The sequence below is a fragment of the Streptomyces sp. HSW2009 genome (genome assembly GCF_040240285.1).
Taxonomy (GTDB): Bacteria; Actinomycetota; Actinomycetes; order Streptomycetales; family Streptomycetaceae; genus Streptomyces.
In genome coordinates this window covers 1-15,194 of sequence record NZ_JBEHZD010000138.1, presented here as the reverse complement: position 1 = coordinate 15,194, position 15,194 = coordinate 1, and the positions used below count along the sequence as shown (strand labels likewise).

General features: G+C 70.5%; 22 protein-coding genes and 1 pseudogene. 11 read left to right on the top strand and 12 right to left on the bottom strand.

Annotation, left to right across the window (positions count from 1 at the left end; translation table 11 throughout):
- From AAHZ94_RS13335 to AAHZ94_RS13320, 4 genes are all read left to right on the top strand, one after another.
- The coding region (locus tag AAHZ94_RS13335; protein WP_349993063.1) for a hypothetical protein at positions 1-528 on the top strand (528 nt) is incomplete at its 5' end.
- A gap of 8 nt (positions 529-536) precedes the next feature.
- A complete protein-coding gene (cseB, locus tag AAHZ94_RS13330) occupies positions 537-1,250 on the top strand; it encodes a two-component system response regulator CseB (protein WP_349993062.1) in 714 nt (237 codons plus the stop codon).
- 1 nt (position 1,251) lies between these two features.
- On the top strand, positions 1,252-2,547 hold the full coding sequence (gene cseC / locus AAHZ94_RS13325; protein WP_349993061.1) for a two-component system sensor histidine kinase CseC: 1,296 nt from the start codon (positions 1,252-1,254) through the stop codon (positions 2,545-2,547).
- A 269-nt stretch (positions 2,548-2,816) separates the two neighbouring features.
- Positions 2,817-3,203 (top strand): hypothetical protein, encoded by a 387-nt coding sequence (locus AAHZ94_RS13320; protein ID WP_349993060.1) that lies wholly within the window; start codon positions 2,817-2,819, stop codon positions 3,201-3,203.
- A gap of 71 nt (positions 3,204-3,274) precedes the next feature.
- Here the strand turns inward: AAHZ94_RS13320 and AAHZ94_RS13315 are convergent, their stop codons facing one another.
- Together AAHZ94_RS13315 and AAHZ94_RS13310 are read right to left on the bottom strand one after the other, a co-directional pair.
- Positions 3,275-4,114 carry a DUF899 family protein gene (locus AAHZ94_RS13315; RefSeq protein ID WP_349993059.1) on the bottom strand — a complete coding sequence of 280 codons (840 nt, stop codon included), beginning with the start codon at positions 4,112-4,114 and terminating at the stop codon, positions 3,275-3,277.
- A gap of 223 nt (positions 4,115-4,337) precedes the next feature.
- A complete protein-coding gene (locus AAHZ94_RS13310) occupies positions 4,338-5,204 on the bottom strand; it encodes an AraC family transcriptional regulator (protein WP_349993058.1) in 867 nt (288 codons plus the stop codon).
- 697 nt (positions 5,205-5,901) lie between these two features.
- Between AAHZ94_RS13310 and AAHZ94_RS13305 the strand changes: the two genes are divergently transcribed.
- A complete protein-coding gene (locus tag AAHZ94_RS13305; protein WP_349993057.1) occupies positions 5,902-6,783 on the top strand; it encodes an NmrA family NAD(P)-binding protein in 882 nt (293 codons plus the stop codon).
- 41 nt (positions 6,784-6,824) lie between these two features.
- Here the strand turns inward: AAHZ94_RS13305 and AAHZ94_RS13300 are convergent, their stop codons facing one another.
- Positions 6,825-7,184, bottom strand: coding sequence for a recombinase family protein (locus AAHZ94_RS13300; protein WP_349993064.1), 360 nt, complete (start codon positions 7,182-7,184; stop codon positions 6,825-6,827).
- Between the two features lie 122 nt (positions 7,185-7,306).
- Between AAHZ94_RS13300 and AAHZ94_RS13295 the strand changes: the two genes are divergently transcribed.
- Both AAHZ94_RS13295 and AAHZ94_RS13290 read left to right on the top strand, forming a co-directional pair.
- Entirely contained in the window at positions 7,307-7,927 is a 621-nt protein-coding gene (locus tag AAHZ94_RS13295) for an RNA polymerase sigma factor (protein WP_349993056.1), read from the top strand.
- Positions 7,924-9,057 carry a CU044_5270 family protein gene (locus AAHZ94_RS13290; protein ID WP_349993055.1) on the top strand — a complete coding sequence of 378 codons (1,134 nt, stop codon included), beginning with the start codon at positions 7,924-7,926 and terminating at the stop codon, positions 9,055-9,057. Before AAHZ94_RS13295 ends, AAHZ94_RS13290 begins: the two co-directional genes overlap by 4 nt.
- A gap of 121 nt (positions 9,058-9,178) precedes the next feature.
- On the opposite strand, the gene AAHZ94_RS13285 is transcribed toward AAHZ94_RS13290, so the two are convergent.
- The 4 genes and pseudogenes from AAHZ94_RS13285 to AAHZ94_RS13270 form a co-directional block, all read right to left on the bottom strand.
- Positions 9,179-9,379: a DUF397 domain-containing protein gene (locus AAHZ94_RS13285; protein WP_349993054.1), complete on the bottom strand. Its 201-nt coding sequence runs from the start codon at positions 9,377-9,379 to the stop codon at positions 9,179-9,181.
- A gap of 27 nt (positions 9,380-9,406) precedes the next feature.
- Complete coding sequence (locus AAHZ94_RS13280; RefSeq protein WP_349993053.1) at positions 9,407-9,604, bottom strand: DUF397 domain-containing protein; 198 nt, start codon at positions 9,602-9,604, stop codon at positions 9,407-9,409.
- Positions 9,605-9,837: 233 nt separating this feature from the next.
- Positions 9,838-10,251: an NUDIX hydrolase gene (locus AAHZ94_RS13275; protein WP_349993052.1), complete on the bottom strand. Its 414-nt coding sequence runs from the start codon at positions 10,249-10,251 to the stop codon at positions 9,838-9,840.
- Positions 10,248-10,385, bottom strand: a pseudogene (locus tag AAHZ94_RS13270) (NUDIX hydrolase); the annotation flags it as partial. The pseudogene AAHZ94_RS13270 and the gene AAHZ94_RS13275, both read right to left, overlap by 4 nt.
- Here AAHZ94_RS13270 and AAHZ94_RS13265 point away from each other — a divergent pair.
- Entirely contained in the window at positions 10,345-10,536 is a 192-nt protein-coding gene (locus tag AAHZ94_RS13265; RefSeq protein WP_349993065.1) for a hypothetical protein, read from the top strand. The pseudogene AAHZ94_RS13270 and the gene AAHZ94_RS13265 overlap by 41 nt on opposite strands.
- 56 nt (positions 10,537-10,592) lie before the next feature.
- Here the strand turns inward: AAHZ94_RS13265 and AAHZ94_RS13260 are convergent, their stop codons facing one another.
- The 3 genes from AAHZ94_RS13260 to AAHZ94_RS13250 form a co-directional block, all read right to left on the bottom strand.
- A complete protein-coding gene (locus AAHZ94_RS13260; RefSeq protein ID WP_349993051.1) occupies positions 10,593-11,495 on the bottom strand; it encodes a JmjC domain-containing protein in 903 nt (300 codons plus the stop codon).
- A gap of 12 nt (positions 11,496-11,507) precedes the next feature.
- On the bottom strand, positions 11,508-12,014 hold the full coding sequence (locus AAHZ94_RS13255) for a hypothetical protein (protein ID WP_349993050.1): 507 nt from the start codon (positions 12,012-12,014) through the stop codon (positions 11,508-11,510).
- 77 nt (positions 12,015-12,091) lie between these two features.
- Positions 12,092-12,352, bottom strand: a complete 261-nt coding sequence (locus tag AAHZ94_RS13250; protein WP_349993049.1) for a DUF397 domain-containing protein — start codon at positions 12,350-12,352, stop codon at positions 12,092-12,094.
- A 426-nt stretch (positions 12,353-12,778) separates the two neighbouring features.
- On the opposite strand from AAHZ94_RS13250, the gene AAHZ94_RS13245 reads away from it, so the two are divergent.
- Genes AAHZ94_RS13245 through AAHZ94_RS13235 form a run of 3 tightly spaced genes read left to right on the top strand, consistent with a single transcriptional unit; the run spans position 12,779 to position 14,517 of the window.
- Positions 12,779-13,165 carry a hypothetical protein gene (locus tag AAHZ94_RS13245; RefSeq protein ID WP_349993048.1) on the top strand — a complete coding sequence of 129 codons (387 nt, stop codon included), beginning with the start codon at positions 12,779-12,781 and terminating at the stop codon, positions 13,163-13,165.
- Complete coding sequence (locus tag AAHZ94_RS13240; protein ID WP_349993047.1) at positions 13,125-13,646, top strand: DUF6879 family protein; 522 nt, start codon at positions 13,125-13,127, stop codon at positions 13,644-13,646. Before AAHZ94_RS13245 ends, AAHZ94_RS13240 begins: the two co-directional genes overlap by 41 nt.
- A 7-nt stretch (positions 13,647-13,653) precedes the next feature.
- Entirely contained in the window at positions 13,654-14,517 is an 864-nt protein-coding gene (locus tag AAHZ94_RS13235) for a helix-turn-helix domain-containing protein (protein WP_349993046.1), read from the top strand.
- Positions 14,518-14,707: 190 nt separating this feature from the next.
- Here AAHZ94_RS13235 and AAHZ94_RS13230 read toward each other — a convergent pair whose 3' ends face one another.
- Entirely contained in the window at positions 14,708-14,908 is a 201-nt protein-coding gene (locus tag AAHZ94_RS13230; protein WP_349993045.1) for a DUF397 domain-containing protein, read from the bottom strand.
- 27 nt (positions 14,909-14,935) lie between these two features.
- The gene (locus AAHZ94_RS13225; protein WP_349993044.1) at positions 14,936-15,133 is read right to left on the bottom strand and encodes a DUF397 domain-containing protein; all 198 of its coding nucleotides are present in this window, start codon (positions 15,131-15,133) and stop codon (positions 14,936-14,938) included.
- Positions 15,134-15,194 lie beyond the last annotated feature (61 nt).

Sequence of the window (15,194 nt, the reverse complement as noted above, 5' to 3'; positions counted from 1 at the left end):
CCCCCCGCGGCGGCCCCCCCCCCCCCCCCCCCCCCCCCCACCCCCCCCCCCCCCCCCCCCCCGCCCCACCGGGGGGCGGGGGGCGCGCTCACCCCCCGCGACCCGGAGGTCGACCGGGAGATCAGGGAGAACCTCAAGCCCTGTGTGAAGGACGAGTACCCGGTCGAGGTCAGCTACGCGGAGCTGACCGGCGCCGCCACGGCCGATGTCGTCGTCAACGTGATGACCTGCGGCGACGGCCTGGGCATCGGCTCGTACGTGTATCGCAAGGCCGGCAAGGACAAGGACTACACCAACGTCTTCAGGTCCGAGCAGGCCCCGGTGTTCACCACCATCGAGAAGAACGAGCTGCGCGTCACCCAGCAGGTCTACGACTCGGGCGACGCGGTGTGCTGCCCGTCGGGCGAAGACGTGATCCACTACCGCTGGTCGTCCGGGCGCTTCATCGAGACCGGGCGGACGCACACGGACTTCAGCAAGACCGTGGACGAGGACGCGTTGCCCAGTGACGACGGAACGGAAGGCTGACGGCGCCCGTGGCGGAAACCCATGTCCTCTTCGTCGAGGACGACGACGTGATCCGTGAGGCCACCCAGCTCGCCCTGGAGCGGGACGGGTTCATGGTCACTGCGGCCCCCGACGGGCTGACCGGCCTGGAGCGGTTCCGCGCCAACCGGCCGGACATCGCCCTGCTCGACGTGATGCTGCCGGGCCTGGACGGGGTGAGCCTGTGCCGGCGCATCCGCGACGAGTCCACCGTCCCGGTGATCATGCTCTCGGCGCGCGCCGACTCCATCGACGTGGTGCTCGGCCTCGAAGCCGGCGCCGACGACTACGTGACCAAGCCGTTCGACGGGGCCGTCCTGGTCGCCCGCATCCGCGCCGTACTGCGCCGCTTCGGCCACGCCAGCGGCCCCGGCGGCACGCCGGCGGCACCGGCCGCGGGCGAGGCGCCCGGCAGCGACGGGCCGCTGCGCTTCGGCGACCTGGAGGTCGACCCGGAGGGCATGGAGGTCCGCAAGGCCGGCGCCCCGGTGGCGCTGACGCCCACCGAGATGCGGCTGCTCCTCGAATTCTCCGCCGCGCCCGGCACCGTGCTCTCCCGCGACCGGCTCCTTGAGCGCGTGTGGGACTACGGCTGGGGCGGCGACACCCGCGTCGTGGACGTCCACGTGCAGCGGCTGCGCGGCAAGATCGGGCAGGACCGGATCGAGACCGTCCGCGGTTTCGGCTACAAGCTCAAGGGCTGACGTGGTCAGGCTCGCCTTCCGTACCGGGCTGCGCTGGAAGGTCAGCCTGGCCATCGCCTGCGTCGGCGCCCTCATCGCCACCTCGCTCAGCCTCGTCGTGCACAACGCGGCCCGCGCCTCCATGCTGGACAACAGCCGCGACGTGATGGACGACCGGGTGCAGGTCGCGCAGCGCTACTACGAGTCGACCCGGCGGCTGCTGTTCCAGGCCGAACTGGACGACCCGAAGCTGCCGCAGCAGCTCAAGGACGAGGCCGCGCGCGGGCTGCGCGCCACCTACCTCCAGGACAACGGGTCGGGCGCGCCCGAGGTGTGGGCCTCGGTGCCGATCAGCAACGGCCAGGTGCTGTCGGTGCACGGCCAGTTCAAGGACCGGTTCGCGGTCCTGGACGACCTGGACCGGGTGCTGGTCGTCGGCTCGCTCGCGGTGGTGCTCGGCGGCGTCGCGCTCGGCGTCCTCATCGGTGACCAGCTCTCCCGCCGGCTCCGCAGGGCGGCGGCTGCGGCCCGCAAGGTCGCCGAGGGCGACAGCGAGGTGCGGGTACGCGAACAGATCGGCGGCCGGGTCCGGGACGAGACCGACGAACTGGCCCGGGCGATCGACGGCATGGCCGATGCGCTGCGCCAGCGCCTGGAGGCCGAACGCCGGGTCACCGCCGACATCGCGCACGAGCTGCGCACCCCCGTCACCGGCCTGCTCACCGCGGCCGAACTGCTGCCGCCGGGCCGCCCGACCGAGCTGGTGCGGGACCGGGCCCAGGCGATGCGCACGCTGGTCGAAGACGTGCTGGAGGTGGCCAGGCTCGACGGGTTCGCGGAGCGCGCCGAGCTGGACGACGTGGCGCTCGGCGAGTTCGTCTCCCGCCGGGTGCGGCTGGCGGCGCCCGAGGCGCAGATCACGGTCGTCCGGGACGCGTACGTGAGCACCGACCCGCGCCGGCTTGAGCGGATCATCGGCAATCTGCTCGCCAACGCGGCCAACCACGGCAAGCCGCCGTTCGAGGTGACCGTGGAGGGCCGGATGATCCGGGTCCGCGACCACGGCCCCGGCTTCCCCGAGGCGCTGCTCAAGGACGGCCCGAGCCGCTTCCGCACCGGCGCCAGCGACCGCGGCAAGGGCCACGGCCTCGGCCTCACCATCGCGGTCGGCCAGGCCCGCGTCCTCGGCGCCCGGCTCACCTTCCGCAACGCGGAGCCCACCGCGGAGGGCCGCGAGGGCGCGGTGGCCGTCCTCTGGCTCCCGGACTCGGCCCCCACGAACACCGGCAGCTTCCCGATCATCGAGGTGCCGGACTGAGGGGTGCCGGACTGAGCGGGGGCTGAGCGGGCGGCTGGGCGGGGCTGCTCTGGGGCGGGGGGCGGGCCGTGCGGGCCGGGCCGGGTGGAGCGGGGCGGCGGACCGAGCCGCGGCGGGAGCGCCCCCGTGGCCCCGATCCGCTGCACGCATTGCCAAGGATGCCGGCACGGAACGTCAATGACGACGGTCGAGCCGCGCTGCGATGGTGACCTTCGTCGGGCAAGTCCATCTGGCATCAGCCCAGTTCGAAAGGATTCGGCACCATGCGCATGAGCTCCGCTCTCCGTGTTGCAGCCCTGTCGGGGACGCTCCTCGCCGCCTCGCTCGCCGTACCGGCCCAGGCCGCCGCGGCGCGGGCCGAGCCGGGGCCCACGGCCCCCGGGACGTCCTTCGCCTGCGCCACCGCGCACCACAACAACGACGGCGGCTCGGGCAAGACCACCGCCAAGACGGCCCGCCGCTCGGGCCCGTACCGAAGCTGTACGAACTGGGGATCGGTCAACCGCGGCGTCAAGCTCTGGTACCACTGCTGGACCACCGGCACCGTCGTGGACGGCAAGAACCACTGGACCTGGGCGCGCATCGAGGGCACCAACAAGGAGGGCTGGTTCAGCGCGGCCTACCTCGATGACGGCGGCGCGAAGAAGCACTGCTGACCTGAGCTGAGCCGTCGCGGCCTCCTGCGGCCTCCCGCGGTGACCTTGGCGGCGCCGTTACGCACAGCCCCTCAGTGGTACTCGCCCAGCTCCCGCCCGAGGGTTTCCTCGGGGGTCGCGCCGGGGCGGGTCCACTGCGGGGTCGGGCGGCTGGTCGGGCCCCAGGTGGCAGTGGTGTCCGCGGCCGTGCGCCAGTACCAGCACGCGTGGTGCCCCGCGGGCCAGCCCGCCGGCTTCTCCTCCCACGCCTCGCCGCGGCCGTACGGCGTCCGGTCGAGCAGCGCGAGCGAGCTGTTGGCCGGCTCGTTGCCGCGGGCGGTGGTCGAGTACGTGAGGAAGGTGCGGTCGCCGTCGCGCAGGTAGCACGTGAGGGGCCCCATGTCCGCGCCGATCGGCGCGGCCAGGTCGCGCACCGAGTACCAGGGCTGGGTGTAGCCCATGAACGCGACGTACTCGGCCACCTCCGCCGGCAGCCCCGTGGTCAGCACCGCGAACGAGACGCCGCGCGCCGCCAGGTAGCTGGTGTCCCGCAGGTGCCAGGCCGTGGTGGTGCAGCCCTCGCACTGGCCCTGGTGCGGCGCGCCCTCGTACCACATGTGCTTGTAGACCATCAGTTCGTCGCGGCCCTGGAACAGCTCGATGAACGGCACCGGCCCGGTCGGCCCGCCGACCTCCACCGTCCCGTCGAACTCCACCATCGGCAGCCGCCGCACCGCAGCGGCGATCGCATCGCCCTCCCGGGTGTGCGCCTTCTCCCGGACCAGCAGTTCGTCCCTGGCCGCCTGCCAGGTCGCCAGGTCGACGACGGGCGGCCGACCGGGCAGCGCGCCGCCCTGCGCACCTGGTGCGGCCGGCCCACCCGCCCCATCCGGGGCCGCAGCCGGCTCCGGTGTGTTCGGCGTACTGGTCATGATGCTGTCCTCCCGCAGTCGTCCTGGCACGGGCGCGGCGCGGCGCCCCGCACGACGCCGTGCCCGTACCGACACCGTCCACCGGCATCCGTACGTGGCACCTTCGCACGGACCACTGACAGTCGAGCCCTGACGCGCGGAGATCGAACTCCGCTTACTGCCAGTCTCGTTGGCGGTTCGAGTCGCCGCGAAGAGGCCCTGACCAGCAAGGAATGGCGAGCCGTCAGATGTGGTCGAGCGGTGCCCGGCCGCTCGCTGGATGTTCCGCTTCGGCGACCGTACGCCGGTAGGTGTGGGGCGGCAGCCCGTACGCGGTGCGGAACGCGCGGCTGAAGACGGTCGCGTCCGAGTAGCCCCAGCGGGCGGCGATGGCGCGGACCGGCACCGCACTCCACTGCGGATCGGCCAGCGCGGCCCGGCAGCGCTCCAGGCGCAGATGGCGGATGGTGGCGGCGACGGTCCGGCCGCGCCGGTGGAAGAGCGCGTGCAGCGAGCGCACCGAGATGTGGTGGTGGGCGGCGATGGCCGCGGGCGTCAGCTCCGGGTCGGCCAGGTTCTCGTGGATGTACGCGTCGATGCGGGCCAGCGTCAGCCCGCGGCGCATCTCCGGCGGGACCGGCGCGCCCCCGTCGGCGTGTTGGGCGAGGAAGGCGGTGACGAGTTCGATGGTGGCCACGCCGAGCCGGTGCGCCTGCGCCTCGTCCAGGTGGGCCGCCTGCCCGACCACGCCGTGCAGGAAGGTGTTGAGCAGCCCGCCGAACCCGGAGGCCGCGGGCAGCGAGCGGGCCAGCACCTGTTCGAGCCGCCGCTCGGCCGCAGGCGAGGGCAGCACTGCGCGCGGCAGCCGCACGGCGATGCTGGTCTGGCTCGCGCCACCGGTCTGGCCTGCGCCTGTGGTCTGACCTTCGCCCGCGGCCTGGCTCTCGCCTCCGGCCTGGCTCTCGCCTCCGGTCTGGCTCCCGCCACCGACCCGTCCCGCCGGGTCCGCGGTCTGGCCCGCCGTGCCCGCGGTCTGGCCCACCGCCCCTCGCCGTCCTTCCTCCTGCTGGTCGTGGGGGAGTGCGTCGCCGTGTTGCCGGATGTGGATCATGTTCCTCCCTGGACGAAGCCCCGCGACCGAGCGGCGGGCGGGGCAGTGGGGGACCGGGGTGCGGAGCCGGGGGCCGGGGCCACGAACGGGCGACCGGGCTGCGGCCCGGCCTCGGGCCGGGACCTGAGCGCGTACGAAGGGGGCGCGTACGAAGGGGTGCCTACGGCAGGAGCGGTTCCGGGGCCGGGCCCGGCCGGGGCCAGGGCGCGGGGTCACCGCGGTGGGGCCGGGGCCGGCGCGCCCTGCCGGGTGCGGCCGGCGCGCCGCCCATGGTGACCAGCGCCGGTGCGCGGAGTCATACGTTTCGGCTCAGCCTGAAACGTGACCGCGCCGCGAGCCCCGTCCGAGCGGCGCGCGCCGGCCACCGCGCCGCCGGGCCCGCGCCGCGTTCGCGCCACGCGCGCGGGGGTGCGCACACTGGGCACTCACCACCCGCACCATGGGCCTCACGGTGCGCGGCTCGTACGGCGGGTGTGTGGTCCGTAAGGCGGGCGCGCGGTGGCGCGGCGGCGGGCAGTGGTGCGGGCGGGTCCGTAGCGATACGGGCCCGGCACACCAGTGCTCCAACGGCGCACGCCCCCACGGCACAGATCAGCACAGGACAGCACGGCAACGAGTCCGAACAGCGACAACAGACAGCAAGCACGAAGTCACGAAGTCACGAAGACACGAAGTCACGAAGAGAGGACCCCCACCCATGGCCCCAGTCATCGCCGTCAGCGGAGCGACCGGCCGGATCGGCGGGCTCGTGGCGCGCCGGCTCGCCGCGGCCGGCGTCGGCCAGCGCCTGCTGTGCCGCGACCCGTCGAAGCTGCCCGAACTGCCCGGGGCGCTCGCCGCGCCGGCCGCCGAGTACGGCGATGGCCCGGCCATGCGCGCGGCGCTGACCGGCGCGGACACGCTGTTCCTGGTGTCGGCGCGGGAGAGCGCGGACCGGGTGCGCGAACACATCACAGCCGTGGACGCGGCGGTGGCGGCCGGGGTGCAGCGGATCGTGTACGTGTCCTTCCAGGGCGCCGCGCCGGACGCGACGTTCACCTTCGCCCGCGACCACTGGCACACCGAGCGCCACATCCGCGGCCTGGGCCTGCCGTTCACGTTCCTGCGGGACAGCTTCTACCTGGCCGCGTTCCCCGCGATGACCGGCGCGGACGGGGTACTGCGCGGCCCCGGCGGCCGGGGCCGGGTCGCGGCCGTCGCCCACGAGGACGTCGCCGACGTCGCCACGGCCGTCCTCACCGCGGACGGCGCCCACGACGGCGCCACGTACGACGTGACGGGCCCGGCGGCCCTCTCACTCACCGAGATCGCCGACCACCTCAGCCGCGCCACCGGCCGCGCGATCACGTACCACGCCGAAACCCAGGACGAGGCGTACGCGTCCCGCGCCGGCTACGACGCGGCGGCCTGGGAACTGGCCGGCTGGGTCAGCTCGTACGAGGCGATCGCCGCCAACGAGATGAGCTTCGTCTCGGACACGGTCCCCCGCCTGTCGGGCCACCCGGCCCAGTCCTTCGCGGACTACCTCCGCGAACACCCGGGCAGCTACCGGCACTTGCGGGAGGGGGCGGCGGGGTAGCTCGCCGCTCGGCCCACCTGTACGGCCCTGAGCTCGCATAGCTACGGCGAAGTGACAAGTGCTCTCTGTAGCCGATGTGACCTTCTGCAACCTGCTGAGTGCGCGGGTCGGCCGGCCGCCCGCACCTCCTGAAGGTCGGGGATGTGGTGGTAGAGGGTGCCGGGGCTGACGTTGAGGAGCTTGGCGATCGAGGTGATCGACTGCTCGGGATGGGGCAACAGGGTGCGGGCGGCCCGGATGATCTCGGGGGTGGCGACGGTGGGCCGGCCGCCGACGTTGCCGCGGGTGCGGGCGGCGTCCAGGCCTTCGCGGGTGCCGGAGACGATCAGCTCGCGGATGAACTCGGCGAGGGTGGCGAAGACGTGGAAGACGAGCCGGCCCCCCCGGGGTGCTGCGGGCAGGTGCCCGATCGTGCTGCGCTATGGGCTTTTTCTCAGCTTCTTGCTGCCGTTCTGGGAACTTCGCTGGGTGTGCGGAGAGAGAAGGTGATACGGCCCGGTGCGGGCGTGAGTGAGGAGATGGGATGCGGGAGCGGATACGCGCGGGCGATCGCGAGGCGTTCGGCGAGCTCTATGAGCAGTATGCGAAGGCGGTGTACAACCATGCCTTCCGGCTGACCGGCGACTGGTCGGTGGCCGAGGACGTCATGTCGGCGACGTTCCTGGACGCCTGGCGGACGAGGGAGAAGGTCGGAGAGGAGGGGGGATCGCTGCGGCCGTGGCTGCTGGGGATCGCGACGAACAAGGCGCACAACGCCAGACGCGGTGTCCGTCGGCGTTTCGCCTTCCTGGCCCGGGTGCCCGCCCCGGAGCCGGTGGAGGACTTCGCGGACGAGGCGGCCGGGCGGATCGACGACGCCCGTCGCCTGGACGCGGTTCACCGGGCGGTGCGGGGCCTGCGCCGTCGGGAGAGGGAGGTGCTGGCGCTGTGCGTGTGGTCGGGGTTGGACTACCAGCAGGCCGCTGACGCGCTGGGGGTACCGGTGGGCACTGTGCGCTCACGCCTGTCGCGCGCCCGGGTCAGGCTGCGGGACCTGACCGACCGGCAACTGGCCGAAGAAGAGCGGGAACCGCGCCCGGGGCGCGGAGAGGTAGAGAGTGAGGCCGCGTTCGCGGCCCTGTCCGTTCAGGAGGGAACCCGATGAACGCCACCCCGTACCGGCCCGCACAGGCCGAGCGCGAGGAGACGGCCCGGCTGCTGCCGGCCCCGGCCGAACGGGACCTGCCGCCGGGCCGCTACCTCCACCACAAGGAACTCCTCATGCGACGGATCGACCAGGACACCACCCACACCTCCCACCAGCCAGGCGGACTGCGCCGGCGCTTGGTCGACGCGGCTGCCCCCGGCCGTCCCCGGCGCCGACTGGTCATCGGGGCGTCGCTGGCCGCGGGGGCGATGGCTGCGGTCATCGCGGTGGCCGCCGTCGGTTCCGATGCCCCGACCACGGTCCCTCAGGCGGCCAGTGCTCCGGGCGGCTCGGTGAGCGAGCGCGGGCCCGGCGGCGCGTCACCCCAGGCCGTCCAGTTGCTGACCCGCATCGCCGCCGTCGCCGCCAGCACCTCTGTCCCGCAGGCCCGTGACGACCAGTACATCTACATCGCCAGCCAGGTCTACGGCGCGAGCAAGAAGATCGGCGCCGACGGCGACGGCGCCAAGGCCCAGTACAACGGCGACGGCACCGGGACCACCCACCCCCGACAGGCATGGTTCTCCGTCAACGGCAGCCGCGACGGTCTCCTCACCGAGCCCCTCAGCTCGGGCTTCCGGCCCGGTGAGGGAGGCGTCAACCTCGGCAAGAACACCGAGCCCTCCCTCCAGCTGCCCACCTACACGTACCTGGCCTCCCTGCCCACCGACCCCGACGCCCTGCTGACAGCCGTCTACGCCCAGAACACCGGCGTGGACAAGAACCTCAACCCCGACCAGGAAGCGTTCCAGACGATCGGCGACGCGCTGCGCGAGTCCCTGATGCCCCCGCAGATCGGGGCGGCACTCTACAAGGCCGCGGCCAAGATCCCCGGGGTGAACGTCGTGGACGACGCCGTGGACGCGTCCGGCCGGCACGGCGTGGCCGTCAGCCAGGACCGCGGCAACCGGCGCACCGAATGGATCTTCGACAAGGACAAGCTCACCTACCTCGGTGAGCGGACCGTCCTCGTCAACGACGACAGCGCCGGTGGCAAAGCCGGACGCATCCTCGTCAGCACCGCCGTGACCGAACGCGCCGTCGTCGACAAGGCCGGCCAGAAGCCTTCTCCTGGTACAGCCACCTGACCTTCGACACCGGTCCCGGTGCCCGCCCGCCCAGCAAAGTGGCAGGCGGGCACAGGGACCGAAGTCCCTGCCGCTCTACCAGCGGGCCAAGGTGTTCAGGATCTTCGGCGTGCGGGATGGGTCAGGTGGTGAAGTTGCCGGTCTTGATGCTGGTGGTGAAGGCGGTCCAGGCCGCGGTGTTGAAGTGGAGGGCTGGGCCGTGGGGGCTCTTGCTGTCGCGGATGGGGACGATGCCGGTCGCTGTGGCGCGGTTGGGGGCCCACTCAACGCACTCGCCTTGGCCGCCGCTGTAGGACGACTTCACCCATACCTGTTCCGTCATGACGAGAACTCCTCGGTGGTGGTGTGATCAGGCGCTGAGGTTGCCGGCCTTGACGTTCGTGATGAAGGTGGTCCAGGCCGCCGTGTCGAAGTGGAGGGCCGGGCCGTGGGGGTGTTTGCTGTCGCGGACGGGGACGACGTCGGTGGTTGCGGCACGGCTGGGCGCCCACTCGATGCAGTTGCCTTGGCCACCGCTGTAGCTGGACTTGATCCACTGTTCGGTCATGGGCGCAACCTTCCGGGTCGGTTCCTTCCACCGTGCGGCAACGCAGGGGAGCCGGGCTAGGGCGCCAACTAGCCACGCCTGTGCGGCTTTTCCTCGGCCCCGGTCCAGGTCCAGGCACGCCAGAGCCCCCGCTCGTGCGATGGGGCTGCGCGGGGCGGGGGCTCGGGCGTACGGGGTGAGTCGGCGCCGTACCCCAGCCGAGCGGGTAGCGCCCCGCTGGGACCCGGCGCGGCCTACGCGGATAGGGCCCCGTCAAGGTAGTCCTGGACCGGCTCGAACAGCCCGTACGGCACGTACTCCGGGATCTCGCCGTGGGCAACCCAGGCGAGCTCGGCCAACTCCTCGGCATCGGCGATGTGAGCCGTGCCGCCCAGAATGCGGCAGGCGGTGTACGACATTCGTCGGCCGGTCTTGGGGTGCACGCGCTCACCGAGCAGCTTGACCGCCTCCACGGTCAGCCCCGTCTCCTCCCGGGTCTCCCGCACGGCGGCGGCCTCACGCCGTTCGCCTGGCTCGACCTTGCCGGCAGGGAACTGCCAGGAGAGCTCCCCCTCACTCACCCGCCGGCGGACCATGAGCACACGGCCTTCGTGAACGATGATGGCGGCGGCGACCCCAGGCTGTTCGTCCGTGGGCTGCTGCGTCACGTCTCCTCCTCCAGGACGGCCAGGACGGGTGGAAAGATCGTATCGACGGAGATGAAGCGGGGCACCGCGTTTCTGGGCACCCACATGACGTCGATGTCCTCGACGGTGTCCCTGTTGGCGGCTTCGCCGGCCAGTGCTGGCGGGGTTCTGTCGTACGGGCTGTGGTCAGGCGCCGAAGTGACCGGCTTTGATGCTGGTGGTGAAGACGGTCCAGGCCGCCGTGTCGAAGTGGAGGGCGGGGCCGTCAAGGAAGCCGGCACTGGGCTGACGGCCTCCGCGGTCTGAACGGAGACGATCCCCCTCCGGGGCCCGGAGGGGGTGGCCAGCAATCATTCATTCACTCAGGTCTTGTACTCCAGCTCCGTCAGCGCATCCTTGATGACGCTCGGCGCGACCTCGGACAGGTCGAGACCCTGTACGTACTTCACCAGAGCTTCCCGCGCTTCGCCGAGCTGTTCCACCAGGCCCTCCCCGCCCAACTGACGGGGGAGGATGATCCTGCGGAACTCCTTCCGAGAGATGGCACCGGCGAGCAGCTTCTCCGCGAGCCACAACTGCGTGCGCTCCCTGATCGCGAAGGTCAGGTGGATGCTGTGCTCTTCGGCAGCTACGACGCGAGGGTTGTGGACCCACCCGCGCGGAAGCAAGAGCGACTGGCCGGCCTTGAGGTCGACCTCCACGTCTGGGCCGGCCGCCTCCCACGCCGGTAGGTACTCGTCCTTCCACACGCGGAAGCTCTCGTTGTACTCGCGCATGGGTGCCTCGACCGGAGGCTGCCAGAGCTGCCAGCGCTTCGTCCCTGCGATCTGGACGATCACCGCCATCTGCTGGTCCCAGTGGTGGCGGAGGCCCTGCCCGCCGGGTGGGGTCAAGAAGGCGTGGATGTAGTTGGAGTATCCCGTCTCCGTCTGGATTGCCTCAGAGATCTGCGTCAGGGCCGGCACGACGCGTTGCAGGTTGCCGAGGCGGATCGTGTATCCACGCTCGTACAGCCGGGCGAGCTTCGCGCGGTCCGTCCGGCCGTCCGTCATGTACGCGTTCTGGCTCAGGGACGGACTGGGTGCCTTGACGGCCGCGATCTCGTGGGCCGGGACGCATCCCGTATAGAGGTAGCCGCGGATCGACTCCGCGGTGACCGTCGCGTCCAGTGACGGGGTACCGCGCTCGAAGACCCGGGGCTCGCCTGGCCACGAGGCCAGCAGTTCGGTTGCACCCTCCTCGGGGAGCAAGAGGCGCAGCGACATGGCGTCGACTCCTTACGGCGGCGGGAGAGGGCAGGTGACCTCGGGGTGGAACCGGTTCGGGCAGCACACGACGGAGAAGGAGATCAGGCGCTCGGACGGCAGGTAGTACACCCAGCTCACGTCGACACCGCGGGGCAGCACGTCGGTGGTGTACGCCAACTTGTCATCGAGGCCGCAATACGTCTGGAGGCCGTCCGAGCGTACGAACGGGGGGTTCTGCTCGTACCTCGTCGTCAGCCACGCGAGGGCCATGCCCACATCAGTCCAGGTCCGATCTGCGGAGACCTGGTTCTTCTTCATGAGCCACCGGCCGGTCATGGTGGGTGGCACGTTGCCCGACGAGAACTCGGCAGCAGCTTCGCGGTACCGATCGAGGACCGCCTGCTGCTTCTTGTCCTCGGGGTCCAGCACAGCGGGCGGCCCGTTGGGATGTGGAGGCCGCCGGCCGCCCTCCTTGCCGTACACCGCGGATGGTCCGATCCACGGTCCGTACCCGTGCCAGTGCCCTGACCAGCTCATGTGTGCCCTTCTGGAGGTTAGGGACCGCCCCGCCGGAGAAAGGCAGCCCCTTCTGTCCTGGATGGGAAGACGCCAGGTTAGAGCGCCAGACCCCGTTTCTTGGCCCAGCCGACGACGAAGTCGTCGACCTCGGCCGCCGTGACGCGCATGCTCTGGCCGGCGCCCTCGGGCTTGGAGTCACGCAGCTCGAACGCCTCCACGGCACCAGGGACCGCCGCAACGTCGATGCACGTCTCGTGCTCGCCGTTGAGGTTGCCACCGCAGAAGTTCTCGAACTCGCCGTCCGGGACGGCAGGGAGGGTGTAGAGGTTCTGCACGGGGTAGTCCTCCTTGCGCATGTGCTGTGCGGAGAGTCGTTCTCCGCGCCGTCGTCTACGTGCAACCCACCCCGACCTGACCTGTCCTTCCTTATGGGTACTGACTCGGCCAGGGGTGGGATCTTGTTCCCGCCCGCGAGGGTTTGCCGAAAAGGGCGGGCAGACGAGTGGCCCCTGGGGGGCGACCGGTGTCTCGGGACTCTCGATCGCGGCGGACACCACACATCTCCCCTTGGGGGCGCACAGTTCGTGGCTTCCTTGCTGCTCGGTTCGGAACGAACGTAGAGCGGCTGGCAACCAACTCCCAAGAAGATTGCGCGAGTTTGCAGCAACCCGATTGACGGCGTCGAACGCCCCATCGACGATCGGTGTGTCGCGCAATCTTGCGCAAGGCGGACGATAGGAGAACAGCCATGAAGCTTACGGTTCCTTGGTAAGGACTCCAAAGTGGGCGACTGCCCGACGCTCTACGCCACCGACCGGGACAGTTACCTCGTTCAGGGATGGAAGATCATTCTTGATGACCCGCGAATGAGTCTCGACATCCCTGAGGGCATGACGGCTGTCGAGGTTCCCGTCGAGCTTTTCAAACACCTGGAGAAGGACGGTCTTCCCGCTAGCGGGTTCAGGCGCCGTGAGGACCCGCTCATGGCCCTCACGCCGGGTGGTACGTACGTTGTGCAGGGCCGGGAGGTGACCGATCCCGAGGCGCTGTCCCAGATGTCGATTCCGGACTACGAGACCGTGGTCGAGGTCCCCAAGGCCGCGATCACAGCCCTACTGGAGGAACCACGTGGAGCTGATCTCCAGCGCCGAGCGCAACCGGCTCATTGAGGCTGTCGCGCGCGATGCCTTCCACCTGGAGCTGAGGGACGACTATTCAGTGCCTTTGGAGGACGGGCCGTACGAGAAGTGGCTCGCGGGAGTGGTCGACAACGCCTTCATGGACTCGTGGCTGTCGATGGTTCGAGGGCTCACCCAGGAGGGCAAGACGGTGCGGCGGGTCCGCGTCGTGACTGAGCCGCACACTCCGTACATCCGCTGGGAGCACGAGGGGACTCCGCTCAACGAGGAGGCTGGCGAGCAGATCCGCTGGCTGCCGCGCCACAAGCTGCCCGAAGGGCTGGTCTTTCCAGCCGCGGGCAACGACTGGTGGCTCTTCGATGACAAGCTGCTGGCGGTCGGGCACTTCGACCAGAACGGGCGGGTCCTCGGCTCCGAAGTGATGGACGATCCCGACACGGTCGCCGAATGCGTCCGTCTGCGGGACCTCCTCTGGGATTCTGCAATCCAGCACTCCGGATACAAGCCCTGACCGAGCAGTGAATAACCAGGCACAGGAGACCCGCGAGGCGTTGGGCGCCCGGCTGCGCGGATTCCGTAAGGACGCGGGATTCACCAGTGGCCGGGCCTTCGCCGCTGTCACCGGCTGGCAGGAGTCGAAGGTCTCTCGCATCGAGAACGGCAAGCAGAACGCGAGCGAGAACGACATCCGGGTCTGGTGCGAGAAGACCGGTCGCTCGGCCGAGATCTCGGATCTCGTCGCCACAGTCCGACACATAGACGAGCTGTGGATGGAGTGGCGCCGGCAGCTCCAGGAGGGGACTGAGAGCCGACAGAAGAAGTCGCTGCCGCTCTACCAGAGGACCAAGGTGTTCAGGATCTGGGACCCTTCCACGATCTGGGGCACCATCCAGACGGCCGCCTACGCGGAGGTCATCTTCGAGCAGGTGGCGGACTTCTACGAGTCACCAGCCGACACGCAAGCTGCCGTGGCCAAGCGCCTCGAACGACAGTCGTACCTCTACAAGGGCGACCGAATCTTCAACGTGCTCCTTGGCGAGCAGGCCCTCTACTCGAATCATGGCGGTTCGGAGGTCATGAGGGCTCAGCTCGACCGGTTGTTGGCCGTACAGGCGCTTCCCCGACTCAGCCTGGGCATTGTCCCTCGCTCCGCGCCCCTTGCCCTCTGGATCGGACATGCCTTCTCGATGTTCGACGACAAGTTCGTGATGGTGGAGACCTACTCCGCCGAGATGTCAGTGACGCAGCCAAGGGAAGTCGAGCAGTACCGGAAGGCATTCGAGTTTCATCGGCATTCTGCCGTCTACGGGCAAGCCGCGAGGGAGCTCATTTTGAGGGCTATTGGGCACTTTGGGTGCTTGGGGAGGAGAAGCCGTGAATGAGGACCCCAATTGGCACACACCAGCGCCTGCACGAAGTCGGATACGAGCATCGAGTGAAGGGGTCGGCCTCGATGCACGCCAAGCACCTCAACCCTCGGTCTGTACGGCTCCCCCTCCGGCCCGGACACGCCATAGCCCCCGCTCGTGCGATGGGTCTGCGCGGGGCGGGGGCTCTGGCGTACGGGATGGGTCAGGCGGTGAAGTTGCCGGCCTTGATGTCCGTGACGAAGGCGGTCCAGGCCGCCGTGTCGAAGTGGAGGGCGGGGCCGTGCGGGTCCTTGCTGTCGCGGACCGGGACGGTGGCGGTGGCAGCGGTGAGGTTGGGGGCCCACTCAACGCACTCGCCTTGGCCGCCGCTGTAGGACGACTTCACCCATGCCTGTTCTGTCATGACGAGAACTCCTCGGTGGTGGTGTGATCAGGCGGTGAAGTTGCCGGCCTTGACGTTCGTGATGAAGGTGGTCCAGGCGGCCGTGTCGAAGTGGAGGGCGGGGCCGTGGGGGTGTTTGCTGTCGCGGACGGGGACGACGTCGGTGGTTGCGGTGCGGCTGGGCGCCCATTCGATGCAGTTGCCTTGGCCGCCGCTGTAGCTGGACTTGGTCCACTGTTCGGTCATGGGCGCAACCTTCCGGGTCGGTTCCTTCCACCGTGCGGCAACGCAGGGGAGCCGGGCTAGG